Below are 23,644 nucleotides of genomic sequence, written 5' to 3'. Positions count from 1 at the left end.
GGCCTCGAGTGGAAGTTCATCCGTTGAGTGGGACGGTCGCTTCCGGCCGTCACTTCTCGATCGAATGATCAAGAAGCTGAAATGAACCGTCACAATCGTGGGTTTCCCACGTGGCCTCGAGTCTGCAAAGGCGATTGCAAATGTCTGACGTATTCCTCCCGGAACCGCGGTTCGTCGACACCGACGGGGCCCGCCTCGCGGTCTTCGAGGTGGTGCCGGAGAAGATCACCCGCGACGTGTGCGTCGTTCTCTGCCATGGCTTTCCGGAGCTGGCGGCCTCGTGGCGGCACCAGCTGCAGCCCATCGCGGACGCCGGATTCCACGTCCTGGCACCCGATATGCGCGGCTACGGTCAGTCGACCGGGCCGGAGGATCCCCGTCAGTACAGCATCGCCGAAACCACGGCGGATGTGGCGGCGCTGATCAAGGACGCCGGTTATGAGAAGGCCGTCGTGGTCGGTCACGACTTCGGCGGCATGGTGTCGTGGTCGATGCCGTACCTGCGGCCCGATTCGGTCGCCGGCGTGATCACGCTGAACACCCCGTTCGGGTTCTCGGAGCACAATCCGATCGAGCTCTACGAGCAGGTGTACGGACCGCGAAACTACGTGGCGTACTTCCAGACACGGGAGTGCGAGGATCTGCTCGACAAGGACCCCGCGGCCACGTTCCGGTTCTTCATGCGCCGCGACACCGGCAACGGGACAAACCTGTCGCGCTCGGGACAGCACGATCCGGAGTCGATGTCGTACATCCACTGGCTGCACGACGACGAGTCGACGTGGCCGGGCGAGGTCGTCATGAGCCCGGAGGAGCTGCAATACTACGCGAATGCGTACGCGCGCAGCGGTTTCCGTGGCGGCCTGAACTGGTACCGGAGCATCCTCCGGAACTGGGAAGTGCATACCGAGCGTTTCCCGGACGGCGTGCCGCAGGTGGACGTGCCCGCGCTGATGATCGCGGCACGCCGCGACCCGATCTGCCACCCGATGCTCAGCAACAACCTGCTGCAGTACTTCGAGACGTTCGAGCGCCGGATCATCGACACCGGCCACTGGACGCAGCTGGAGGATCCGGACACCACGACCGCGATGATCGTCGAATGGCTCGACCGCCATTTCTGAGCAGGCCCGTCCCATCGGGGCGGGTAGCCTGGCCGGCATGAATCGCGTGCTGCCGAACCGGCAGGGTGATGCCACCCGGGCGCACCTGATCCGCACCGCGGAAAAGCTCTTCGCCGACTACGGCGTCGACGCCGTGTCGGTCCGCGCGATCAATGCCGCCGCCGGACAGGGTGCTGCTGCGGTGAACTACCACTTCGGCACCAAGGAAGACCTGCTGTCCGCGGTGCTGCTGGACCTGGGTTCCGCGGTGGTGGAGTCGATTTCGCAGCGGATCGACCGCCTCGAGGCCGGCCCCGCGCCCGACCTCGAGGCGGTCGTGCGGGCGCTGACCGATCCGTACCTGGAATTGCTACTCGCACATCGGGTTCGGGGTATCCGCTGGACCAAGATCGTCGTGGACGTGTCCCGCGACTACACCCGGCCGGCGATCGCCGACACCCCGCAGGACGAGCTTGCCCAGCGGCTGCGAGCCCAGCTCGGCCGCGCGCTGCCCGATACGCCCGACGAACGGATCGCGCAGCGCTGGCCGATCGCGGTGATGAGTTTTCTGCAGTCGCTCAGCCGCGTGGATCTGTGGTCCAGCAGCCCGAAGATGAGCGATGTGGAGCTCATCGACTTCTATGAGGACCTGGTGTCCTTTCTCATCGGCGGTGCCGAACGCATGCTGCGCTGACCGGCCGATCGGCGATTGGGATCGCGAACGCGGCCGGCCCAAGCTTGTGCGCGGCGGTGCAACGGCACCTTGGCCCGGGGCCTACATGCGGGTTCGAGCCCCGCCCGCCCCACCGCAGTCGCGGTGCGCAGCCCGGAATGCCGAAGCGCCGCAAGGGCGTTCGGCCGCTGGTGTGCCGGCTTTCAGATGTGGTCGACCAGGCCTATGGCACCCTCGGATACGGCGCAGTGCACGCAGCAGAAGAATCGGCCCTCCGACTCCACGCCGTGACCGATGATCTTGACGTTGCAGTGCTCGCAGATGGGTGCCATGCGGTGGATCGCACATTCGAAGCAGTCGAAGACGTGCCGCACTCCCTGAGCTTCGACGACGATCGGCATGGCGTAATCGTTACCGCAAACCTCGCATGCGCTCATGGACCGCACGCTACTCCGCGGGGCCGGTTCGGTGTCCCTGGTTCCAGCTTATGTGCGCCTCACCAGGGGCTCGGGGAGTCGTGACGCACCCGGTCCGGAGGACGGGTTGCCGCCACGCAAGGTGCGATTTTCGCGGTATCACTCCGCGCGTGTCGCTCAGGAGAAGTCGCGGATGGGGCGTCTCCGCATCCGTTGAGAATGTAAATGGTCGACCGTATGCTTAGTTTCATGACGACGATTGCGCAGCCTCTCACCGAGGAGACCGACCCTCACGTTCTCGCGCCGACCGACCTCGCCGCATTGCTCTTCGGCGCACCGTGGCGCCGCTATGCCGTGCTCGGAGACAGCCTGTCGGTCGGTGCGGGTGATCCGACGCCCGGTTATGCGAACCTGGGATGGCCCGCGCGGGTCGAACGCGTGCTCCGGATGGTGAATCCGGATCTGGCCTACCTCAATACGGCCCGCGTCGGGGCCACGACCGCGCAGGCGCTCGAGGGGCAGGGGCGTCGGATCCTGGACTTCAAGCCCGACCTGCTGCATGTGAACAGCGGTGCGAACGACATCGTGCGCCGCAGTCCCGACTGGGAGCGGATCGAGGCGGGACTGCGTGAGATGTATCGGTTCGCCGCGGGCACCGGCGCTCAGCTCGCGGTGTTCACCCTGGGGCGGGCATTCGTGATCCCGGTCTTCGCGGATTGGACCGAGCGGCTCACCAGGCTCAATGACATCACCCGGAAGCTGGCCGCCGAGTTCGACGCGGTGCTGGCCGATTCCGAGGATCATCCACTCAACGATCGCCCGAATCTGTTGAGCGAGGACAAGATTCACTTCTCGACCTCGGGTCAGGCGATCCTGTCGACGATCATGGTGCGCGAACTGGCGTTCCGGGTGGAGGCCGCGTCCTAGGTCTGGGCGTGGGACCGCTCCGGCGGGGCAGGTAGGTAACGTACGATCGGATGTATGTCTAGTTCGATGACGCCGGCCGTGGGTGCCACGGCATCGGACGCTGTCGGTGAGATCACCGACAAGCGACTCCTGCGCGGCGCTCGGACCAGGCAGGCCGTCCTCGCTCACGCCGTGGACATGGCATCGCTGGACAATCTCGAGGCGCTGAGCTTCGGGCGGCTCGCCGCCGAAGTGGGGCTCAGCAAGGCCGGTATTCAGACCCTCTTCCGGACCAAGGAAGCTCTGCAGCTGGCCACCATCGAGCATGCCCGCCGCATGTTCATCGACTTCGTGATTCGCCCGGCGAATGCGAAATCACGTGGCGTGGAACGCTTTCGCGCATTGATCGAACGCTGGATCGCCTATGCCGAACAGCCCTTGTTCGAGGGTGGCTGTTTCCAGGCGGCGAATCTCGCTCTGTACGACAGCCGCCCCGGCGTGTTGCGCGACAAGCTCGCGCAGTATCAGCAGGAATGGGTGGACGTGCTGTCCGCGGAATTGGCGTGCGCCGTCGAACGAGGCGAAATCGCGCACCTGGATACCGATCTCGCCGCGTTCCAGCTAGACGCCGTGCTGCGGACGGCGAACACTTCCATGCGCCTCGGTGACCAGACCGTCGAGGGCAAGATCCACCGTGTCGTCGAGCATTTCCTGGTGCCCGCCGAAAAGTAATGGGCCAACCTGTGCATGCGATGTACCGGCGCTTCGTCGTGTCCGCAATCGGCAGGACATGGATGCCCAGCGCATCGGTCCGAGATGGCGCAACCCGCCGTCCCGGTCTCGATCCCAGTCGAAAGCCCCAGCGCTGCAGCTGATCCGGCGCGGCAAGCACGATGCCTTCGTCTGACTTGATCTCACGGTAGTCAGCCCCTACGGTGGCTAACTATGGTGGAATCAAGTCAGATCGTGTCCGCTGCCCCGGAGACGCAGCCCCAGGTACGCGACCGTTCGAATCTCATCCTGTTGGTGCTGTGCTCGGCGGCGTTCATGGCGATGCTCGACACATTCATCGTCAACGTCGCCTTCAAGGCGATCGGTGAGGGCTATCCGGGCTCGACGCTGTCGAATCTGAGTTGGATCCTCAACGCGTACACCATCGGGTACGCGGCTCTGCTCATTCCGGCCGGCCGGCTGGCCGATCGTTTCGGCCGCAAGCGCGGATTCCTGGTCGGGCTCACGGTTTTCACGCTCGCGAGCGTGGCGTGCGCTGTCGGTCCGACGCTGTGGTGGCTGGTCGGATTCCGGGTGTTGCAGGCGGTCGGCGCGGCCCTGCTGACACCGACCAGCCTGGGGCTGCTCCTCACGGCTCTTCCGGCCGAACGCCGGGCGGGCGCGGTGAAGATCTGGGCCACCTCGACCTCTCTGGCCGCCGCGGTCGGGCCGGTCGTCGGCGGTGCGCTGGTGAAGCTGTCGTGGCAGTGGGTGTTCCTCGTCAACGTGCCGGTGGGCGTGATCGCGCTGATCGGGGCCGTCGCACTGCTGCCGGAGACCGAAGACGTGACGGTGACCCGGATTCCGGACCTGTTCGGAGCGCTGATCCTGGCGATCGGTCTCGGCGCGCTGGCGCTCGCGCTGGTGAAGGGGCAGGAGTGGGGTTGGTCGGGGAGTTCGACGCTCATCGCCTTCGCGGCGGCCGCCGTTGCCGCGGCGCTCGCGATCGCCCGGGTGCTCACCCATGCGTCGCCCATCGTCGATCCGAGCTTGATGAAGGTTCGAACCTTCTTCTGGGCCAATGTGACCGCCCTGCTGTTCTGCACCGCCTTCGGCGCGGTGCTGCCCAGCGTCGTGCTACGACTCGAGGGCGGCGCGGGTTACAGCGCCCTGGCCACCGGTCTGGCGGTGGCTCCCGGCCCGCTGATGGTGCCGGTGTTCGCCGCGGTGGGGCAGCGCCTGGCCGGGCGCGGCTGGTCGGCCGGTTACCTGGTGGCTCTGGGTAATTCGTTGGTCGGTGTGGGTGCGGTGGCCTTGGCCGTGAGCGCCCGGACCGAGGTCGACTACCTGACCCAGCTGCTGCCCGGTTGGTTGATCATCGGTGTGGGTGTCGGCTTCTCGTTGCCCAGCCTGCTGGCGTCCGCCACGGTGGATCTCCCGCCCGCCCAGGTCTCGACCGGCAGCGGCATCGTGAACACCAGCCGCCAGCTCGGCTATGTCCTCGGCGTCGCCATGCTGGTCGCCCTGCTCGGCACGCTCACCGCCTCGGGGAACGACGCGCTGAACGGGTTCAGGCACTCGTGGTGGGCGATCGCGGCGGTGGCGCTGCTCAGCGTGTTCACCGCGCTGGGGATCACGGCGCGACGACGCCTCGACTCCGTAGGTCGTGTGTCCTGACCGCGGTTCCGGAACGCGATCTGAAGCTGGGCCGGCTCTCCCGCGGGAAGGTTCATCATTTTCTGAATACAGATTCTTATGTACTGTCAGAGGGTGGACACTCTGCTGCACCGTGATGCGCTCGCCCGGTTCGGGCATGCCCTGTCGGATCCGACGCGGACCCAGATTCTGTTGAGCTTGCGGCGGGAACCGGGTTATCCGTCCGAGCTGGCGGAGCGGATCGGGGTGTCGCGTCAGATTCTGTCGAATCATCTTGCGTGCCTGCGGGGTTGCGGACTCGTCGTCGCGGTGCCGGAGGGGCGGCGGTCACGGTATGAGCTGGCGGATGCGCGGATCGGGCGGGCGCTCGATGATCTGACCGGGCTGGTGCTCGCGGTCGACCCCGCGTGTTGTGCGGCGGCCGAGGCCGAAGGGTGCTGCTGATGTCGGCGTCACTGGGGATGCCGTCGCTGCCGTCGTCGGTGGTGGGGCCATCGCCGGAGCGGCGGGCGGTGCTGGCGAGCCGGATTCGCTGGTTCGTGGCGGCGACCATCGGTTACAACGTGGTCGAGGCGCTCATCGCGCTGAGTGAGGGCACTCGGGCGTCGTCGACGGCGCTGATCGGATTCGGGCTGGACTCGGTGATCGAAGTGTCCTCGGCCGCGGCGGTCGCGTGGCAGTTCGCGGGCCGGGATCCGGAGCGACGGGAGCGGACCGCGCTGCGGATCATCGCGTTCTCGTTCTTCGCGCTGGCCGCGTACGTCACGGTCGACTCGGTGCGCGGGCTGGCCGGTGCCGGGGAGGCTCGGCATTCACCGATCGGTATCGCGCTGGCGGCGGTGAGTCTGGTTGTGATGCCGGTGCTGTCGTGGGCGCAGCGCCGGGCCGGGCGGGAACTCGGGTCGGCCTCCGCGGTGGCCGATTCGAAGCAGACGCTGCTCTGTACCTACCTGTCCGCGGTGCTGCTGGTCGGACTGGTGGTCAACAGTGTGTTCGGCTGGTCGTGGGCCGACCCGATCGCCGCTCTCGTCATCGCCGCCATCGCGGTACGGGAAGGTGTCAACGCGTGGCGCGGTGACACCTGCTGCCCGTCGCCGACCGCGCTCGGAGCGGGCGCCCGAGCGGCGGACCGTGATTGCGGCTGCCGCGAGCACTGAATCCGATGGCGCGGCGGCGTTGTTCGACCGTGTCGTTGCCGCGAATGTCAGCCGATCTCGACGACACGGGCCCAGGATGGGGGCTGGTCGGGGATGTAACCCGTGTCGTCGTCGGTCCAGGTGATGGGTCGGCGGAAGAGGCCGACCACGGTTCGGGCGGACGGGCGGTGCGTGGGCCAGGGGGTTTGGCCGTCGGTGAGGACCACCAGGACGTCCGGGCGGGGTTGGGCGCGTGCGGCTTTGGCGAAACCTGTACAGAGGTCGGTGCCTCCGCCGCCGATCAGGGGGATGCTCTCGGAGTGGCAGAAGGGGCCCGCGATGTGGGCGGCGGCGTCGCAGGAGATGACGGTGAGGAGGTCTTTGCGGCCGCCGAGAGTGCGGGCTATGGCGGTGGTTTCGAGGAGGGCGCTGCCCAGTTCGGTGTCGCTCACCGAGGCTGACGTGTCGATGATGACGGTGACGTGGGGTGGGGTTCGGCGCAGGGTCGGGAGGATGGTTCGGGGGAGGGCGGTGGCGCGGCGGGAAGGCCGCGAGTAGGTGTGGGTTTCGCCGAGGCCGGGGGCGGAGGCGGCGGAGCGGAGGGCCGCGCCGAGGAGGTCTCGCCAGGGCTGGGGTGGGTGCAGGGCGCGGTCGGCCCAGCGGCGCCAGCCTTCGGGGGCATCGCCGGGCCGGCCGACGATGCCTTGGGCGACACGGAATTTGACGGCGTCGCGTTGTTGTTCGGTGAGGACGTCGGCGCCGTCGGGGCCCAGGTCCCACTCCCGGTCGAGGCCGTCGGCGCCGCTGCCGCAGTCGAGCCAGGCCAGGTGCTGGGTGGTGACGGTGAGCCGGAATTGGTGGAGGTAGTCCTCCATCAGCTCGCCCGAGGAGAGGCCGAGGGTGGCGGGGGTGACCGCGTCCTCGGGCTGGATCAGGCCGTCACCGAACGCGTCGTCGTTGATCTCGGCGTCGGCGGCGATGTTCATGCGGAGGCGTTCGGCGGGGCCGGACAGGTTGTGGGCCTGCGCGAATCGATCGCTGCGACCGTGGTGGTCGCGGAGCAGATGGGAAACCTCGTGCACGAGAATCGAAGCCAGGTTCTCGACAGGGGTGTGGTCGACGAAGGCGGGGGAGACGTAGCAGCGCCAGCAGCGGTCGACGGCCATGGTGGGGACGCGGCGGGATTCGACGATGTTCAGGGCGTAGAGGGCCGTGGCGAGGTACGGGCGAGCGCGGACGGCCAGCAGGCGGGCGGCGAAGAGCTTCTCGGAGTCCAGGATCGGGGTCATCGGCCCACCTGCGCGGTGATGCGGGCGGCCGCGCGGTCCGCGCCCTGGGAGACCGAGACCATGCCGGTGAGGCGTTCGATCGAGGCGGGGACGTCCCAGGTTTCGTGGCGCACACTCGCGAGGGTGGTGGCGGGGACGACCACCAGGTCGGGTGCGCCGGTTTCGGCGGCCTTCGCCAGCAGCACCCAGGCGGCGTCCCACCGTGCCTTGGTGCGGCGGCCGCGCACGGCCGCCACCACGGCGTCGAGAGCGGCCTGACGCAGATCGCCGCGGGTCGGCAGTTCGGCGGCGTCGGGATCGGCGAGCAGCAGCTCGGGGTCGGGGAGATCCATGCGGTCGATACTGGTGAGCAGCTCGAAGCCGGGGCCGTCGCCGACCGAGCCGCGGACCAGCAGAGACAGCACGTCGCGACTCGCGCCCGCGGCGGTGGCGAAGGCGATGAGCCGCACCGTCATCTCCCAGCTGCGCGGGGACGGCCACGCGCCGCCACGGCGAGCCTCGCTACTGGGCAGCTGGTGCACGAGCTTCGGGCGGCCCGCGAGCAGGCCGCACACCGCGCGACGGGCGAAATCCACAGCCTCCGGGAACTTTTCGGGATCGAGCGTGGGCAGCGTCGCGTACGGCCAGGTCCCGCCGAGACCGCGCACCACCACCTCGTGGTCGTGCACCCAGTTCAGGTGCACGAATCGGTTGGCCAGCGGCGGGCTCAACTCCCAGCCGTCGGCCGCCGAGGAACGCGGGTTGGCGGCGGCCACGATACGGACGCCCGGCGGCAGTCGCAGGGTGCCGATCCGGCGTTCCAGCACCAGGCGGAGCAGCGCGGCCTGGACGGCGGGCGGCGCGGTGGACAGCTCGTCCAGGAACAGCAGGCCGCGCCCCGCGCGCACCAGGCGGACGGCCCACTCCGGCGGGGCCATGGGGACTCCCTGGGTGGCGGGATCGTCGCCGATGATCGGCAGGCCGGAGAAGTCCGACGGTTCGTGCACGCTGGCGATCACCGTGGTCAGGGGGAGGTCGAGAGCGTCCGAGAGTTGGTTCAGGGCGGCGGTTTTGCCGATGCCCGGCTCGCCCCACAGGAGGACCGGCAGGTCGGCGGCCACGGCCAGGGTGAGGGCTTCGAGCTGGAGATTGGGCCGGGGCTCGGTGGCGACATCGCCCAGCAGGGTCAGCAGGTCGCCCGCGATGGCGAGTTGGGAATCGGAGTGGGCTTCAGAGGACATGCGTGAATCACCTTGGGAGTTCGGAGGAATGGGAAGAGACGCGACGATCGCGGGATCAGCGGAAGGTCGCGTTTCGCGGATGGGCTCGGTGCTTCGGCCGGGGCATGCACGGGAACGGCTTGGCCAGACCGGATCGGAACAGGCCGTAGGTGATCCGCTGGCGCGCGGCCGACTCCAGCTCGTCGCGCAGCGCGCCCTCGCGCAACAACGCGTCGGGACCCAGAGCGCGCTCGACAACGGTCAGCGCACCGGCCGTGTCGCCGTGCATCAACCGTTCCCGGACATCGGACAGCCAGTCCGGTCGCCGGTGGGCCCGGTCGATCGCCTGGAGACAGGGCAGGGGAGTTCCGGTCAGCGCGACCAGCAACTCTTCTCGCCGGACCTCGGCGGGATCGTGATCCAGGGCAGCCAGCACCCCGTCCACGAGTGCCACCCGATGCAGCTCGCCACGGCACTCCACCACCAGTGTCCGGCCGTCCTGAGCTGCGCCACCGGAGGTTTCGGACCTCGAATGGCCCGGGTCCAGTGCCGAGGCGACCAGTGGATGCAGCCGATCGGCCGTGATCGCACCCGCGCGCATCAGCTCCAGATCGGGCAGCACCCAGGTCGCGGCATCGGGCAGCACAGGTAGCCCGGACATCTCGCCACGCGGATATCGCTCGGCGATTCGCACGTCGGGAGGATCGCCTGCGTGCGAAGGCAATTCGAGGACGATCCGCCGCCGCACCCCGGCCCGTACGAGAACCCGGCCGTCCGCACTCCGTTCGGCGCGCAGCAGGATCCCGGCCTCGTCGGACCACCGGTCCACGGCGCAACCGGGCGGGGCCGCACCTGAGAGTTGGCTCTCGATGTCACCCGGGCTGTCGAGTCGCGCTGCCCCGGAACGTATTCGGAGCTCGTCGCTGCGGCGGGAGTCCCACAGGTGGCGATGAAGATCCAGCCGATACCGCCGGTCCGGCCGGGGGTGCGGATGCAATGTGCCGACGTCCCGGTCACAGGATCCGTCCCACAGTGCGAGGTTCACCCGTTGACCGGCATCCGCCCACGCGGGCGCGGTCCGCGCCACCAGATGAACCGAACCGGCTCCGCCGCAACCATTTCCGTACTCGTTGCCGCCGTACCGGGCCAGCGACATCGTCAGCCCGGGCCGCAGCAATCCGTCAGGAGCGACCCGCGGCAGATGCCAGCGCAGCAGATCCGGTGCCAGACTTCGCAGATCGTCTCGCACTCGAGCGGCCAGTCCGCGCCCGTGCACGCGGGCTACGGCCCGCAGATCGATATCCACATCGAAACCCGCTGCGGCACAAGCCCCAGCCCAATCGCCGACGCGTCGCCGAGCGGTAGCGGTCTCGATCATGGAGGGCGGCACGGCGAACTCCCGCACGCGCAGCCAGAATGAATGTCGGGAAGTTGTCCCGTTCGCGGTGGATGGGTGCATCAGCACTCACCACAAGCGAACGAAACCCCCAATCCTTGATGGGAATGAGTAGTCATCGAGCAGATCATAACGCCCAGACTCGATCCGGGCCACCTGGCCGGATCGAGGGTGGTCGGCATCCGCTCGGGGGATCAGAGGACGGTGCAGTGGGACGGGGGCGCGGTTTCGGCGGCGGAGCTGGTCATGGTGCCGCCCTTGAGCTGGCACAACAGCATCTGGAGGCCGAGGCCGGCCACAGTGCCCGAGCCCGAGGCGGAGCCGCTGTCGGCGACGGGCGTCGCGGCGGGCTCGGGCGCCGCGGAGGCGGTGGCGGCCAGCGGGCCGAGGGCGAGAAGTGCGCTGGTGGAGGCTGCGGCGATGAATCGGTTCACTGAAGGTCCCTTTCGACGGGACGAACAGTAGTTGCGGTCGTTCCGATTGGAACGACCGCAACTTTGGGGGCATCGCGTGAGAGCCGGGTCAGAGCACCGCCTGGGTCTGCGTCACCTTGGCGACGAGAGCGCCCGCGTCATCGCGGATCTCGGTCTCCACGACGATGAAGCTCCGGCCGGCGTGCAGCGGCGTGGCGGTGGCGGTGGCGTGACCGGACCGCAGGGCGCGCACGAAGTTCGTCTTCGACTCCACGGTGGTCGTACCCTGCTTGCCCGCCGGAAGATTCAGGTACGCGCACACCGCCGCGGTGGCGTCGGCCAGCGCCATCAACGCGCCGCCGTGCATGGAACCACCCAGCGTGCACAGGTTCTCGCGCCAGGCCAGCCGGCTGCGCACGAGTTCCGGGCCGCAGTCGAGAACCTGCACGCCGAGGCCCTCGGTGAACGGCATGGTGGCGAACAACTGGGGGCCGATCGGATCGTCGGAGATATCGGTCATGGGATCGACTGTGCCCGGCGCGGCGCCCGGAGTCGATTACCTCCGGGGTAATCGGCTGTGCCCCGCCGCGATCGGAGACCGGTGCCGGGCCGGTGTGTCTGGAAGACTCGCCGGGTGCAGGTGAGTGTGCTCGGACCGGTTCGGGTCCATGCGGAGGACGGGACCCGGGTCGAGATCCCCGGCGTCCGGGTGCGAATGCTGGCGGCGCGATTGGCGCTGGAGTCGGGGCGCGATGTGCCCGTCGCCGCGCTCGTCGACGGACTCTGGGGTGAGGAGCCGCCCGCCGAGGCGTCGGGCGCGCTGCAGGCGCTGGTGTCGCGGCTGCGCAAGGCCCTGCGCGAGGTGGGCGCCGTCGAATTCGGGCCCGGCGGCTACCGGCTGCCCGGGGTGAGCGTGGATGCCGATCGGTTCGAGGATCTGGTGCGGCGCGGACGGCAGGAACTGGCCGCGGGCCGTGCCGAACCGGCCGCCCGCCTGCTGGGCGAGGCCCTCGCGCTGTGGCGCGGGCCCGCTCTCGGCGATGTTCTCGACGCCCCCTACGCCCAGCCCGCCGCGACCCGGCTCGACGATCTGCGGGCCGCCGCCCTCGAGGACCGCTTCGAGGCCGAACTGCGGTTGGGCCGCCACGCCGAGGTGCTCACCGACCTCGAGGTCGCGGCCTCCGACAATCCGCTCGGCGAACGGCTCGCCGCCCTGCGCATGCGGGCCCTGGCCGCGGCCGGACGGCAGTCCGACGCGCTGGCGGCCTACGAGGAGACGCGGGCCCGGCTCGACGAGGAACTGGGCATCGACCCGTCGGCGATCCTGCGCGAAACCCACCTGGCCCTGCTGCGCGGCGAACTCGAAAGTCCGCCCCCGCGACGAGAAGCCGCGACCCGGAAGCTCCCGGCCCGCCTCACCGGATTCGTCGGCCGCGAAGCCGAGATCGCGGAAGTGGCCGGGCTGCTGGCGGATTCACGACTGGTCACCATCGTGGGACCCGGCGGCGCGGGCAAGACCCGCCTCGCGCTCGAGGCCATGGACCGGCCCGGGGCCGGCGCGGTGTTCTTCGTCCCGCTGGCCGAACTGGGCGCACCCGACCAGCTCGCCGACGCCGTCGCGGGCGCTCTCGACAGTGACGCCGCCGAACGTCCCGGCAAAGCCGGTCGGCTGATCGAACTCCTCGACGTCGGCCCCGCCGTGCTGGTGCTCGACAACTGCGAGCATGTCATCGCGGCCGCCGCCGGGCTCGCCGAGACACTGCTGGACCGGCTGCCGCAACTGCGGGTGCTCGCCACCAGCCGTGAACCCCTCGCCATCACCGGCGAGACGCTGTGCCACCTGGGGCCGCTCGAGGTCCCTGCCGAGGCAGCGGATGCCACTGCGGCCCAACGCTCCTCGTCGGTGCGGCTCTTCGTCGAACGCGCCGCCGCCATCCGTCCCGGCTTCACACTCGACGACGACACCGTCGCGCCGGTGGTGGAGATCTGCCGCCGACTCGACGGCCTTCCGCTAGCCCTGGAACTGGCCGCCGCGAAACTGCGCGCCATGAACGTCGACCAGGTGGCCCGGCGGCTCGGCGACCGCTTCCGGCTGCTCACCTCCGGCAGCCGCACCGCCCTGCCCCGGCAGCGCACCCTGCTCGCCCTGGTCGAATGGAGCTGGGACCTCCTCGAAGAACCCGAAAGGATCCTCGCTCGCAGGCTTTCCGCGTTCCCCGGCGGGGCGACCGCCGAAGCCGTCGAGATCGTCTGCGGCGACGAGGAACTCCTGGCCGACGACCTGCTCTACCTCCTGGACGCCCTGGTCGAGAAGTCCCTCGTCACCGTCAGCTCCGACGATCCGCCGCGCTATCGCATGCTGGAGACCATCCGCGCCTACGCCGCCGACCGGCTCGCTTCCTCACTCGACCACCTCACCGAGCCGTTCACCGACTACTACCTGACCCTCGCCGAGCAGGCCGAACCTCACCTGCGCGGCACCGAACAGCTCGCCGCCATTGCCCTTTTCGACGCCGAACACGCCAACCTGGCCGCCGCGCTGCGCACCGCGCTGGGGGAACCGGCGTCGCCGGAGATCGCGTCGCGTCTGGTACGGGCCCTGTTCTGGTACTGGGGGATCCGGGGGATGAGCACCCAGTTCGAGAGCTCGCTGGCCGGAATCCTGAGCCTCGCGGACCAGCTGCCGGAATCGGCGCGCGCCGCGTTCCGGGTCATCGCCCTGATGGCCGGAGCCCCGCCCGCCGGAAGCACGCTGCCGAGCCTGATCGAGGAATGCGTGGCAGCCGGTGGGCTGGAATTCCATCCCGCCGTACCGCTGTGGACCGCATTGCTGGCCGCCCGCGCCGAGGACGAGAAGCTCGCCGAACGACAGCTGAAGCAGGCCATGACCTGGCCGGATCCGTGGGTGCGGGCCAGTGCGCAGTTCGCCCGCGACATCGCGCTGACCGGGGAGGGGCGGCTCTCGGAAGGCGTCGAGGCCCGGCGAGAAGCATTGCGGGGCTACGAGATCGTCGGTGATCGCTGGGGCCTGGGCATGGCCCTGCTCGCGGACGGACGCGCCCACGCGGTGGCGGGCGAGCATGATCGGGCCCTCGCCGACTACGCCCGCGCGGTCACCCTGGCATCCGAACTCGGGACCGAGGACGATATCGCCGCCGCTCGCACCGCCCTCGCGGAAGAACGAATGCGCGGCGGTGAACTCGCCGAGGCGGCCCGCGATATCGAGGCCGCGCAACGACTCGCCGCCGACCAGGGCCTGGCTCGGCTGGGCGCGGTGATCCTGTTCATCAGCGCCGAATTGCATCGCCGCACAGGTGATCTCGATCGGTCCGGTCGCGATCTGGATCAGGTCGAACAGCGGATTCGCCACCTGCCCTACCCGGAGTCCATGGCAGCCAACCAGATAGCGGTCGCGCGGCTGCGGAATCACCTCTCGGGGTCGGATGTCGAGTCCGCTCGTGCTCTCCTCCCACAGGTGGTCGAAGGCTCGTTCGTCCACGGCGATTCCGCTCTGACCGCGCACGCGCAGGCTCAGGCCGCCGAACTCGTCGCGAAACTTCTTCTCCTGGAGGACGATCCGACAGCGGCCGCCACGGCCCTCGGTCTCAGCGAGGTCATCCGCGGCGTCTTCGATCACGGAGAACCCGAGCTGGCCACTCTCGTCGCCACCCTCACCGAGCGTCTCGGCGAGGACGCGTACCGCCGCGCGTACCGACTCGGAGCCGATCTGTCCAGGCCGGAAGCCTTGGGCCGCTTGACGCGAGCTGTGGGCTGACGCGACGACAGCGCCGACCCGGCGCTGTCGATGCATGCCGTTCAGGACACCCTGCCGAACAGTCGCCCGGCCAGATCCACGCCGGAGATCTGCCCGTCGGCGTCCCGGCTGAAGAATCCGCGCTGACCCTCGAAAGACCCCGCGGTGATCACATATTCGTCCCCGTCGCCCGGCAGGATGCCGAACGGGAACGGCGGGTGATCCTGCGGGATCTCCGCGCCCCCGGCGGCCCGGATCTCCGGCTTGACCTTGCAGTCCAGGTACAGCTGATCGCCCTCGGCGTAGCAGGTCATGGTCATGGCGTCGATGTCGTACACGCCCGACAGCTCCTCGACGCGGGTGGCGTCGAACGGCACCGGCACCGGGTCCCGGTCGACCACGCCCAGGTAGTGCTCCAACGCCCAGCGGACGGTGGCCTGGTTGGCCGGAATACCGTCCGGGCCGGCATTGGAGAGCACCACGATCGCGAAATCGCGCTCCGGCACCACCTGGAAGTCCGCGAACTGGCCGAACCCGGAACCGCCGTGCCCGGCCATGCGGACCCCGTCCACGTCGCGCAGCATCCAGCACAGGCCGAACGCGTCGGCCAGGGTGCTGTTGCGCAGCGTGACGGTCGGCTCCCGCATGGCGCGCAGCAGGTCGGCGGGCAGCACGGTCTCACCGTGCGCGCCGCGGCCGTCGCCGAGGTGGAATCGGCCCCAGCGCAACAGATCCGACACCGTGGCGCCGATGCCGCCGCCGGGATTGTTGGCGCGGGTCCCCTTCCAGACCCTCGCCACCTCGAGGGTCCCGTCCTGCCGGCGTTCGTGCCCGGCCGCGAAACGGCGGGTCATGATGTCGCCCTGGAAGTAGTGGCTCTCGGTCAGCCCGACCGGCGCGAAAACAGTGTCGGCGACGACCTTTTCGAACGGCTCGCCGGTCACGTTCTCGATGACGCGGCCCAGCAGGTTGAAACCGGCCTGACTGTAGGACGCGCGCTCACCGGGCGCGGCGAGCAGCGGCAGCTCGGCCAGCGACGCCACGAACGCGGCCAGCCCGTCCTCACCCTCGCCGGTGTTGTTGATCAGGTTCCACTCGAACCCGGCGGTGTGGTTGAGCAGCTGCGCGACGGTGACTGTGGCCGCGGCGTGCTCGTCGAGCAGATCGAGCTCGGGAACGTAGGCGCGGACCGGGGCGTCGAGGTCGACCCGGCCGTCGGCGACCAGGCGCAGCAGCGCGGTGGCGGTGAAGGTCTTGGAGGTCGAGCCGATCGCGAACACGGTGTGTGCGGTCACCGGAACCGGGTTCTCGATGCTGGTCACGCCGACCGTGGCGTGGATCTCACGGCCGCCCGTCCAGATACCGACGGCGATGCCCGGCATGTCGTACCGCGCGGCGGTGGCCTCGACGAAAGCGGTCAGAGCGGCGTCGGAAGTGGTGGTCTGTGTCATGTCCATGACGATGCCGACCGGCGCTGACAGCTCACCGACAGTGCTCTGACAGCCGCTGACCGGGGTTCTCAGCCGCCGCTCAGTTTCGAGCCAGCAATTACTTAGACGAGATCGGCAAGGTGAGGCGCTGAGTCGTAACAAGCTGGAAAACACTGCCGAAGGAGAAAGCGTGCGTTCAACGAAGATCTGGGGCAGTGGAGTACTCGCCTTGACCGCAACCGTTCTGCTACCAATGGCCGCGGGTGCCGCCTGGGCCGACCCGGCCGCGGTGGACTACGCCGGGGCCTCCACCGACGGCTCCCGCATCGCCTCCAGCAAGCCCACCGATGCGCGGAACCTGACATTGCAGGTCTATTCGGCCGCCATGGACAAGAACATCCAGGTCGACGTGCAACGAGCCGCCGACACCTCGGGGCCCACCCCGGTGCTGTACCTGCTCAATGGCGCGGGCGGCGGCGCCGACACCGCGACCTGGCGCAAACGCACCGACGTCCTGAACTTCCTGTCCGACAAGAACGTCAATGTGGTGCAGCCGGTCGGCGGCGCGTTCAGCTACTACACCGACTGGCGTGACCCGGATCCCACACTGGGCGTGAACAAGTGGACGACCTTCCTCACCCAGGAGCTGCCCCCGCTCATCGACGCCGCCTTGAACACCAACGGGCGCAATGCCATCGCGGGTCTGTCCATGGCGGGCACCTCGGTGTTGCAGCTGCCCATCGCCGCGCCGGGCCTGTACAAATCGGTGGCCGCCTACAGCGGTTGCGCCCAGATCAGCGATCCGCTCGGCTACAACTTCGTCAAGATGGTCGTCGCCGCGGGCGGCGGTGACAGCAAGAACATGTATGGCCCCCAAGGCGATCCGGAATGGGCCGCCAATGATCCCTACCTGCACGCCGATCAGCTACGCGGCCTGGACCTGTTCATCTCCAGCGGATCCGGCATGCCAGGCGAATGGGATACCCTCGACGGCCCGCACACCCTGCCCGGCGCGGGCGGCCTGATCAACCAGCTCGCCCTCGGCGGCGGGCTCGAGGCCGCCACCAATTACTGCACCCACAATCTGAAGGTCAAGCTCGACGGCCTCGGCATTCCGGCCACCTACGACTTCACGCCCACCGGCACCCACTCCTGGGGGTACTGGGAGGACGCGCTGAAGAAGTCGTGGCCGGTCCTGGCATCCGGTCTGGGCCTGCCCGCCTGATCGGGGTGGTCGCGGGACGGCCACAGTGCGGTCACCGGGGGGTGGAATCCGGCCCTGACCGGCGGCGCGGAATCGTACCCTCAGGCATAGTTCCATCGCCGAAGGAGACACCGTGCGATCGACAAATGCCCTGGTCAGCGCACTATCCGCAGTGGCCGCAACCCTCCTGCTCACGACCGCCGCGGGCACCGCCACCGCCGAACCCGACACCGCCGACGCGCGCCTCCAGACACTGTGGGTCCATTCCGACGCCATGGGCCGCGACATCCAGGTCGAAGTGCATCGCGCCGCCGACACCTCGCAGCCCGTCCCGGTGCTCTACCTGCTCGGCGGCGCGGGCGGCGGCGCCGGCGCGGTGAGCTGGCAGACCGCGACCGACGCGATGGACTTCCTGGCCGGAAAGAACGTCACCGTGGTGGCGCCGATCGGCGGCGACTACACCTACTACACCGACTGGCGCGAGCCCGATCCCGTTCTGGGCGTGAACAAATGGCGGACCTTCCTCACCCAGGAGCTGCCGCCGGTCGTGGACCGCGAACTGAACGGCAACGGGCGCAACGCGATCGCGGGCCTGTCCATGGCCGGCACCTCGGTGCTGCAACTGGCCATCGCCGCACCCGGGCTGTATCGATCGGTCGCGTCCTACAGCGGCTGCGCCCAGATCAGCGACCCGCTGGGCCATCATTTCGTGAGCACCGTGGTGGAGAAGGGCGGCGGTGACCCGGAGAACATGTACGGGCCCGCGGGGGATCCCGAGTGGGCGGCCAACGATCCCTTCCTGCACGCCGATCAGCTGCGCGGCCTGAATCTGTTCCTCTCCAGCGGATCCGGGCTGCCGGGCCGATGGGATCTCCCGGGCGGCCCGCACACCCTGCCCGGCCTCGACGGCTGGATCGACCAGCTGACCCTCGGGGGCAGCATCGAAGCCGCCACCGACTACTGCAGCCACCATCTCGCGGCCCGGCTCGAGTGGCTCGGCATTCCCGCCACCTGCTTCTTCACGCTCACCGGCACCCACTCCTGGGGCTACTGGCAGGAAGCGGTGAAGCAGTCGTGGCCGGTGCTGGCGGCCGGGCTGGGACTGCCCGCCTGAAACAGCGAAACCGGCTTGCCCCCCAGGGAAGCAAGCCGGTCTCCGCGGTCGATTACGCCGTCAGCTCGAAGTTCGGGTAGCCGTTGTCGCGCTCGTCGTCGCAGTAGCGGCGGTAGTTGCCGAAACCGCCGATGTAGGGCATGAACACGCGCTTCTTGCCCTCCACGTTCGCGCCCATGTACCAGGAGTTGGCCTTCACGAACAGCGTGCCCTCGGCGACCTCCAGCAGGTGATCGGTCCACTTGACCGCCGCTTCCGACCGCGCCTCCGCGGTGCGGATGCCGTTGGCGCGGCAGTGCTGCACCAGCGCCAGCACCCAGTCCAGCTGCTGCTCCGAGTGCAGCACCATGTTCGCCATCACCGACGGGGTGCCGACACTGTTGATGCTGAACATGTTCGGGAAGCCGGGGATGCCGAAGCCCAGGTAGGTGACCGGGCCGTCGGCCCACAGGTCGCCCAGGCGGGCGTCGCCCGCGCCGTGCAGGTCGATGCGCAGCAGCGCGCCGGTCATGGCGTCGAAACCGGTGGCGTAGACCAGGGTGTCGAGCTCGATGAACTGGTCCGCGGTGCGGATACCGGTCGGGGTGACCTCCTCGATCGCCTCGCGACGCAGGTTCACCAGCGACACATTGGGGCGGTTGAACATCTCGTAATAGCCCGAGTCGGTGCAGATGCGCTTGGTGCCGATCGGGTGGTCGCTGGGGATCAGGTCGTCGGCGACGGCCTGATCGTCGACCTTGGCGCGGATCTTCGCGACCGCGAACTCGCGCACCAGCTCATTGGCGCGGATATCGCTGTTCTGGTCCGGGAAGACCTTGTTGAACAGCACGCCGCCGCCGTTCCAGCGGTCCTCCATGGCCGTGGCCCGATCCTCGGCGCTCATCTCCAGGGCCTTGGTCTCCAACGAGGCGTGCGGGGTGGCCGCGCCCGCGTAGTAGGACTTCTCGCGACGCTGCCGGTAGGTGGCGCGGATATCGGTCTGCTCCTCCTCGGTCCACGGGCGGTTCGGGACCGGGACGCTGAAGTTGGCCGAACGCTGGAACACGGTGAGCGCCTGCGCCTCCCGCGCGATGATCGGCGACACCTGGATTCCCGAGGAACCGGTGCCGATCACGCCGACCCGCTTGCCCTCGAAGGACACGCCCTGCTCGGGCCACTGCGCGGTGAACAGCTCCTCGCCCGCGAAGGATTCGATGCCCGGGATGTTCGGCTTGATCGGCGCGGACAGGCAGCCGGTCGCGAAAATCACGAACTGCGACCGGAATTCGTCGCCGCGCTCGGTGCGCACCGTCCAGACGGCGGCGGCGTCGTCGAAGCTCGCGCCGATCACGCGCTGGCCGAAGCGGTAGTGGCGCTTCAGTTCGAAGCGGTCGGCCACGTGGTTGATGTAGTCGAGGATCTCCGGCTGCGCGGCGAACCGCTCGGTCCAGGTCCAGCTCTGCTGCAGGTCCTCGTCGAAGGAGTACGAGTAGTCGACGCTCTCCACGTCACAGCGCGCGCCGGGGTAGCGGTTCCAGAACCAGGTGCCGCCCACGCCCTCGCCGGCCTCCAAGCCGAGCACGTTCAATCCGGCCTTCGCCGCCTGGTGGACGCCGTACAGTCCGGCGAATCCGGCCCCGATGATGATGACATCGAATGGGCTGCCCTGCTCGGGATGCATGCGCGCGACCTCTCACTATTCGTCCGGCGATATTTCGAATAGGCATATCGTCGCGGCGAATGCGGGTACACGGCGATACCACGTCCCACTGACCAGGAGCGCAGGTCCGGGGGATGGTTACTCGTGGGAGGGTTCGCCGGTCACGACGTGATCGGCATGGTTGAGGCCCTCGCGGACCAGGCGGGCCAGGTGGCCGTCGCGAATCCGGTAGATGATGCGGCGTCCCTCACGGCGAGTGTCGACCATGCCCGTGAAGCGCAGCTTCGCCAGATGCTGGCTGACCGCGGTCCGGGACGCGCCGCAGGCCTCGGTGAGCGCGGAGACATCGGCCTCGGCGGCGGCCAGGATCCACAGGATGTGCAGGCGGGTCGGATCGGAGAGCATGCGGAAGGTCTCGGTGGCCACATCCAGCCGGGCCTCGTCCGGAGCGACCGGATGGGTGAGGCTGGGAGTGGCGGCGGGCAGCGATTCGGCCTTGCTCACCTGATCACCTTCCTGCCGCGGGCACCGCCTCGATGTCGGCGGGGACGGACGCGGGCCAGACCCGCGCCGCGGTCGTCGCTGCCAGTGTAGCGAGCGCGGCCAGCACGATGGCCGTGGTCGGCAGACCTGCCAGCGCGCCCAGCTTGCCCGCGATCGGATAGGTCACCAGGAAGCAGGCGTGCGACAGCGAGAACTGGGCGGTGAAAACGGCTGTGCGATCGGAGAGTTGGGTCTGGGCGCGCAGCAGGCGGGCCGACGGGGTGCTGATCATCGAGGTGCCCGCGCCGAGCAACAGCCAGGTCAGGGCCAGCACGATCGTCCCGGCGGTGTGGGGGAGCAGAGGCGGCAGGGACGCGGCGATCAGGCCCAGCGGCAGCAGAGCCGCGCCGGTCAGCAGGAATCGCCGGTCGGGGAGGAGTGTCAGCAGTCGCGGGGTCGACAGCGCCACCGCCATCGATCCGAACCCGAAGCAGGCCAGCGCGAGTGCCACACCGGTATTGGAGCCGTCGAGCTGGTCGCGCACGTACACAACGGTGTTCACGATGACCAGCGAGGAGGCGGCGGCCACCACCATGTTCAGGGCCAGCAGGCCGCGCAGCACCGGGCGGTTCATCATGATGCGCGCGCCCGCGGTGATGCGCTCCAGCAGCGGGGCCGAGTGGTCGGCCGGGTCCAGGCGCGGGAGTCGGGTGGTCACCACCAGCATCGCCGACGCCACGAAGCCCGCGGCGGTGCCGACGAACAGCGAGTGATAGCTGATCACGGTCAGCAGGGCGGCGGCCAGCATCGGGCTGAGCAGCGACTCCAGGTCGTAGGCCAGGCGCGACAGGGACAGGCCGTGCGTGTAGTCCTCCTCGTCGACCAGGATCGACGGGATCAGCGACTGGAACGCCGGGGTGAAGGTCGCCGAGGCCGACTGCAGCAGCGCGATCAGCACGTAGATCTGCCAGGTATGGGTGACGAACGGCAGCATGAGCGCGATTCCCGCCCGCACCGCGTCCGCCGACACCAGCACCAGGCGGCGCGGCAGCCGCGCGGTGAGCGCCGAGATGACCGGCGCCACAGCGACATACGCCACCATCTTGATGGCCAGCGCGGTTCCCAGCACCGCCCCCGCCTGGCCGCCCGCCACCTCGTAGGCGAGCAGGCCCAGCGCGACGGTCAGCAGGCCGGTGCCGACCAGGGCGACGACCTGGGCGGTGAACAGCTTGCGGAACTGGGGATGGCGCAGGACTACGAGCATGCCGCCACTATAAGCCAATAGGTGCGCAGGTGTGCACATGATGTCGCGTGTATGGTCCCGGTGCCTCGTCGCCGTGCGGGTGACTGGGCGATTCGTCGCTATCCTCACTGTTATGGGGAGGAATCTCGCGGCCGGCGTCCTGGTCGCCGCCGCGACACTGGCACTGGCCGCCTGCGCCCGTCCCAGCGCGCCCCTGGCGGGCAACCTCGACCCGCAACCCAGCGCACCCCGCGACATCGCGGCCACCGACCCGCCCGCCCCTGTTTCCGGCCTGGAGCCGTGCGGCGATATCGGTTCCGCCGCAACGCCTCCCGACTGCTACCTGCAGTCGCACGACAGCGCCGGACTCACCTTCGAGGTCCGCCACCACGGCCACGGACAGCAGAGCGCGGTCACCGTCACCACCCTGGACCCCGAGGGCGTCACCCTCCAGACCCTGACCGAACCGGCCGTCGGCACGACCGAACCGCGCCTGCGCGACGTCGACAACGACGGCCGCGACGAGCTGATCATCCCGGTCATGGCCGCCACCGCCAATATCCGGTACGTCATCTACCACGCGGCGCCCGACGGCAAGCTCCAGCGCTCCGGCGAACTCGCCGGAATCGGCATCGACACCTCCGCCGCGGGCTACACCGTCATCACCGCCCGCGACTCCTACGAACTGTGGAACATCCAGTTCTGGACCTTCGACGCCGCCGTCCTGCACCCGCTCGTCACCGTGGAGATCCACTTTCTCGACGACGGCACCGGTCACGTCGGCGGCAGCGAATGCAAGGTCGTCGACACCGGCGGGCTGGCCCGCACCGGGCTCAGCCCGGACCAGGCCACGGCCCAATTCTGCGCCGAACCAACGGTTCTGCGGGTCAAGCGCTGACCGTCCGGGGGTGGTAGGCCCGGTTCAGGGGGATTCTCCGGGCGATTCCGGATGCCCATACCGCCCCGGCGCCGCCACCATGGAAGCCGGTCAGCTCACCGGCTTCGCGTATCGCCGGCGCAGCCACTCGGCATAGTCGAAAGACACTGCCTCGCCAGCGGAGTCGAGGCACAGCGCAGCGTCGCGCACCCGCCGGATGGCCCGGCCGATAGGCGGCACGGGGAAGGGCAGCAGGGCCTGGCCGAGGGTTCGGCGGCGGAGTTCGGCGAGTTCGGCCAGGGTCTGCACGGCCGGTCCGCCGACATCGCGGACCCGGCCCGACGGCCCGGCCTCCACCGCGTCGGCGAGCCGGCCCGCCACCGCGGCCACGTCGACCGGCTGGAAACGCATGGCGCTGTGCGGAGCGATCCGGAACTTCGCGCCGCCGCCCAGCAGTTCGTCGATGAGCTCGTGGAACTGGGTGGCGCGCAGCAGCGTCCACGGGATCGGGCCCTGGGTGACGGCGCGCTCCTGGGCGACCTTCGTCCGGTAGTAGGCGAACGGGACCCGCTCGCAGCCGACGATGGAGATCTCCACGTGGTGGCCGACCTTCGCGCGCTGCTCGGCGGCCAGCAGGGCGCGCACGCCCTCGACCATGGTGCGGGCACTGCGCGGGCCGCGGTGATTACCGGCGTCGACCACGGCGTAGACACCCTCGAGCGCCGCGTCCAGGCCCGCACCGGTCACCAGGTCCACCGCGTGATGCTCGGTCCCCGGCACCGGGTCCGCCGGTGCTGACCGGCTCAGCACCCGCACGGTGTGGCCCCGGGCCGCCAGCTCGCGGACCACCGGCGCGCCCAGGGTTCCGGTACCGCCCACCACTGCTACCTGCATTTCGACTCCCCTTTCTCGACCTGCTCGTCTCGGACGCTAGAACTACAAGGGATGGTGCTCAACATGATTCATCGCATGGTGTTCGATTGCCCACAGCGTTCGACTACC

General features: G+C 69.2%; 22 protein-coding genes. 11 read left to right on the top strand and 11 right to left on the bottom strand.

The window, feature by feature from the left end:
• Positions 1-140 precede the first annotated feature (140 nt).
• Together ACQPYY_RS25170 and ACQPYY_RS25165 are read left to right on the top strand one after the other, a co-directional pair.
• Positions 141-1,124 (top strand): alpha/beta fold hydrolase, encoded by a 984-nt coding sequence (locus tag ACQPYY_RS25170; protein ID WP_433591228.1) that lies wholly within the window; start codon positions 141-143, stop codon positions 1,122-1,124.
• A 37-nt stretch (positions 1,125-1,161) separates the two neighbouring features.
• A complete protein-coding gene (locus tag ACQPYY_RS25165; protein WP_433591227.1) occupies positions 1,162-1,797 on the top strand; it encodes a TetR family transcriptional regulator in 636 nt (211 codons plus the stop codon).
• A gap of 182 nt (positions 1,798-1,979) precedes the next feature.
• On the opposite strand, the gene ACQPYY_RS25160 is transcribed toward ACQPYY_RS25165, so the two are convergent.
• A complete protein-coding gene (locus ACQPYY_RS25160; protein ID WP_379095100.1) occupies positions 1,980-2,213 on the bottom strand; it encodes a hypothetical protein in 234 nt (77 codons plus the stop codon).
• A 204-nt stretch (positions 2,214-2,417) separates the two neighbouring features.
• On the opposite strand from ACQPYY_RS25160, the gene ACQPYY_RS25155 reads away from it, so the two are divergent.
• The 5 genes from ACQPYY_RS25155 to ACQPYY_RS25135 all read left to right on the top strand — a co-directional run bounded on the left by ACQPYY_RS25155 (position 2,418) and on the right by ACQPYY_RS25135 (position 6,622).
• Entirely contained in the window at positions 2,418-3,119 is a 702-nt protein-coding gene (locus tag ACQPYY_RS25155; RefSeq protein ID WP_433591226.1) for an SGNH/GDSL hydrolase family protein, read from the top strand.
• A gap of 66 nt (positions 3,120-3,185) precedes the next feature.
• A complete protein-coding gene (locus ACQPYY_RS25150) occupies positions 3,186-3,830 on the top strand; it encodes a TetR/AcrR family transcriptional regulator (RefSeq protein WP_433591225.1) in 645 nt (214 codons plus the stop codon).
• A gap of 213 nt (positions 3,831-4,043) precedes the next feature.
• Positions 4,044-5,486, top strand: a complete 1,443-nt coding sequence (locus ACQPYY_RS25145) for an MFS transporter (RefSeq protein ID WP_433591224.1) — start codon at positions 4,044-4,046, stop codon at positions 5,484-5,486.
• A gap of 93 nt (positions 5,487-5,579) precedes the next feature.
• On the top strand, positions 5,580-5,909 hold the full coding sequence (locus tag ACQPYY_RS25140; protein WP_357278432.1) for an ArsR/SmtB family transcription factor: 330 nt from the start codon (positions 5,580-5,582) through the stop codon (positions 5,907-5,909).
• Complete coding sequence (locus tag ACQPYY_RS25135) at positions 5,909-6,622, top strand: cation transporter (protein ID WP_433591223.1); 714 nt, start codon at positions 5,909-5,911, stop codon at positions 6,620-6,622. Before ACQPYY_RS25140 ends, ACQPYY_RS25135 begins: the two co-directional genes overlap by 1 nt.
• Positions 6,623-6,669: 47 nt before the next feature.
• On the opposite strand, the gene ACQPYY_RS25130 is transcribed toward ACQPYY_RS25135, so the two are convergent.
• The 5 genes from ACQPYY_RS25130 to ACQPYY_RS25110 all read right to left on the bottom strand — a co-directional run bounded on the left by ACQPYY_RS25130 (position 6,670) and on the right by ACQPYY_RS25110 (position 11,418).
• Positions 6,670-7,890 (bottom strand): vWA domain-containing protein, encoded by a 1,221-nt coding sequence (locus ACQPYY_RS25130; RefSeq protein WP_433591222.1) that lies wholly within the window; start codon positions 7,888-7,890, stop codon positions 6,670-6,672.
• A complete protein-coding gene (locus ACQPYY_RS25125) occupies positions 7,887-9,110 on the bottom strand; it encodes an AAA family ATPase (RefSeq protein ID WP_433591221.1) in 1,224 nt (407 codons plus the stop codon). The genes ACQPYY_RS25130 and ACQPYY_RS25125 overlap by 4 nt, the downstream gene beginning before the upstream one ends.
• A 55-nt stretch (positions 9,111-9,165) precedes the next feature.
• Entirely contained in the window at positions 9,166-10,395 is a 1,230-nt protein-coding gene (locus tag ACQPYY_RS25120) for a hypothetical protein (RefSeq protein ID WP_433591220.1), read from the bottom strand.
• 284 nt (positions 10,396-10,679) lie between these two features.
• Positions 10,680-10,919 (bottom strand): hypothetical protein, encoded by a 240-nt coding sequence (locus ACQPYY_RS25115; protein WP_379095122.1) that lies wholly within the window; start codon positions 10,917-10,919, stop codon positions 10,680-10,682.
• 88 nt (positions 10,920-11,007) lie between these two features.
• Positions 11,008-11,418: a PaaI family thioesterase gene (locus ACQPYY_RS25110; RefSeq protein ID WP_433591219.1), complete on the bottom strand. Its 411-nt coding sequence runs from the start codon at positions 11,416-11,418 to the stop codon at positions 11,008-11,010.
• A gap of 114 nt (positions 11,419-11,532) precedes the next feature.
• Between ACQPYY_RS25110 and ACQPYY_RS25105 the strand changes: the two genes are divergently transcribed.
• The gene (locus tag ACQPYY_RS25105; protein ID WP_433591218.1) at positions 11,533-14,673 is read left to right on the top strand and encodes a BTAD domain-containing putative transcriptional regulator; all 3,141 of its coding nucleotides are present in this window, start codon (positions 11,533-11,535) and stop codon (positions 14,671-14,673) included.
• A 41-nt stretch (positions 14,674-14,714) separates the two neighbouring features.
• Here ACQPYY_RS25105 and ACQPYY_RS25100 read toward each other — a convergent pair whose 3' ends face one another.
• A complete protein-coding gene (locus ACQPYY_RS25100) occupies positions 14,715-16,103 on the bottom strand; it encodes a serine hydrolase domain-containing protein (RefSeq protein WP_433591217.1) in 1,389 nt (462 codons plus the stop codon).
• 232 nt (positions 16,104-16,335) lie between these two features.
• Between ACQPYY_RS25100 and ACQPYY_RS25095 the strand changes: the two genes are divergently transcribed.
• A complete protein-coding gene (locus tag ACQPYY_RS25095) occupies positions 16,336-17,307 on the top strand; it encodes an alpha/beta hydrolase (RefSeq protein ID WP_433594727.1) in 972 nt (323 codons plus the stop codon).
• Between the two features lie 112 nt (positions 17,308-17,419).
• Complete coding sequence (locus tag ACQPYY_RS25090; protein ID WP_433591216.1) at positions 17,420-18,400, top strand: alpha/beta hydrolase; 981 nt, start codon at positions 17,420-17,422, stop codon at positions 18,398-18,400.
• Between the two features lie 52 nt (positions 18,401-18,452).
• Here the strand turns inward: ACQPYY_RS25090 and ACQPYY_RS25085 are convergent, their stop codons facing one another.
• The 3 genes from ACQPYY_RS25085 to ACQPYY_RS25075 all read right to left on the bottom strand — a co-directional run bounded on the left by ACQPYY_RS25085 (position 18,453) and on the right by ACQPYY_RS25075 (position 21,786).
• Positions 18,453-20,060 carry a flavin-containing monooxygenase gene (locus ACQPYY_RS25085; protein WP_433591215.1) on the bottom strand — a complete coding sequence of 536 codons (1,608 nt, stop codon included), beginning with the start codon at positions 20,058-20,060 and terminating at the stop codon, positions 18,453-18,455.
• A gap of 117 nt (positions 20,061-20,177) precedes the next feature.
• Positions 20,178-20,543: an ArsR/SmtB family transcription factor gene (locus ACQPYY_RS25080; protein WP_357278405.1), complete on the bottom strand. Its 366-nt coding sequence runs from the start codon at positions 20,541-20,543 to the stop codon at positions 20,178-20,180.
• A 4-nt stretch (positions 20,544-20,547) separates the two neighbouring features.
• Positions 20,548-21,786, bottom strand: a complete 1,239-nt coding sequence (locus ACQPYY_RS25075; protein ID WP_433591214.1) for an MFS transporter — start codon at positions 21,784-21,786, stop codon at positions 20,548-20,550.
• Between the two features lie 112 nt (positions 21,787-21,898).
• On the opposite strand from ACQPYY_RS25075, the gene ACQPYY_RS25070 reads away from it, so the two are divergent.
• Entirely contained in the window at positions 21,899-22,663 is a 765-nt protein-coding gene (locus ACQPYY_RS25070; protein WP_379095144.1) for a hypothetical protein, read from the top strand.
• 90 nt (positions 22,664-22,753) lie between these two features.
• Here the strand turns inward: ACQPYY_RS25070 and ACQPYY_RS25065 are convergent, their stop codons facing one another.
• Entirely contained in the window at positions 22,754-23,536 is a 783-nt protein-coding gene (locus ACQPYY_RS25065) for an SDR family oxidoreductase (RefSeq protein WP_433591213.1), read from the bottom strand.
• Positions 23,537-23,644 lie beyond the last annotated feature (108 nt).

Source organism: Nocardia sp. CA-145437 (assembly GCF_050956485.1).
Lineage (GTDB): Bacteria > Actinomycetota > Actinomycetes > Mycobacteriales > Mycobacteriaceae > Nocardia.
This window is presented reverse-complemented; position numbering and strand designations above follow the sequence as displayed.

Coding starts and splice junctions, on each gene's coding strand:
- ACQPYY_RS25170 (WP_433591228.1), top strand. CDS start 141: ATGTCTGACGTATTCCTCCCGGAACCGCGGTTCGTCGACACCGACGGG.
- ACQPYY_RS25165 (WP_433591227.1), top strand. CDS start 1,162: ATGAATCGCGTGCTGCCGAACCGGCAGGGTGATGCCACCCGGGCGCAC.
- ACQPYY_RS25160 (WP_379095100.1), bottom strand. CDS start 2,213: ATGAGCGCATGCGAGGTTTGCGGTAACGATTACGCCATGCCGATCGTC.
- ACQPYY_RS25155 (WP_433591226.1), top strand. CDS start 2,418: ATGGTCGACCGTATGCTTAGTTTCATGACGACGATTGCGCAGCCTCTC.
- ACQPYY_RS25150 (WP_433591225.1), top strand. CDS start 3,186: ATGACGCCGGCCGTGGGTGCCACGGCATCGGACGCTGTCGGTGAGATC.
- ACQPYY_RS25145 (WP_433591224.1), top strand. CDS start 4,044: ATGGTGGAATCAAGTCAGATCGTGTCCGCTGCCCCGGAGACGCAGCCC.
- ACQPYY_RS25135 (WP_433591223.1), top strand. CDS start 5,909: ATGTCGGCGTCACTGGGGATGCCGTCGCTGCCGTCGTCGGTGGTGGGG.
- ACQPYY_RS25130 (WP_433591222.1), bottom strand. CDS start 7,890: ATGACCCCGATCCTGGACTCCGAGAAGCTCTTCGCCGCCCGCCTGCTG.
- ACQPYY_RS25125 (WP_433591221.1), bottom strand. CDS start 9,110: ATGTCCTCTGAAGCCCACTCCGATTCCCAACTCGCCATCGCGGGCGAC.
- ACQPYY_RS25110 (WP_433591219.1), bottom strand. CDS start 11,418: ATGACCGATATCTCCGACGATCCGATCGGCCCCCAGTTGTTCGCCACC.
- ACQPYY_RS25100 (WP_433591217.1), bottom strand. CDS start 16,103: ATGACACAGACCACCACTTCCGACGCCGCTCTGACCGCTTTCGTCGAG.
- ACQPYY_RS25095 (WP_433594727.1), top strand. CDS start 16,336: ATGGCCGCGGGTGCCGCCTGGGCCGACCCGGCCGCGGTGGACTACGCC.
- ACQPYY_RS25085 (WP_433591215.1), bottom strand. CDS start 20,060: ATGCATCCCGAGCAGGGCAGCCCATTCGATGTCATCATCATCGGGGCC.
- ACQPYY_RS25075 (WP_433591214.1), bottom strand. CDS start 21,786: ATGCTCGTAGTCCTGCGCCATCCCCAGTTCCGCAAGCTGTTCACCGCC.
- ACQPYY_RS25070 (WP_379095144.1), top strand. CDS start 21,899: ATGGGGAGGAATCTCGCGGCCGGCGTCCTGGTCGCCGCCGCGACACTG.
- ACQPYY_RS25065 (WP_433591213.1), bottom strand. CDS start 23,536: ATGCAGGTAGCAGTGGTGGGCGGTACCGGAACCCTGGGCGCGCCGGTG.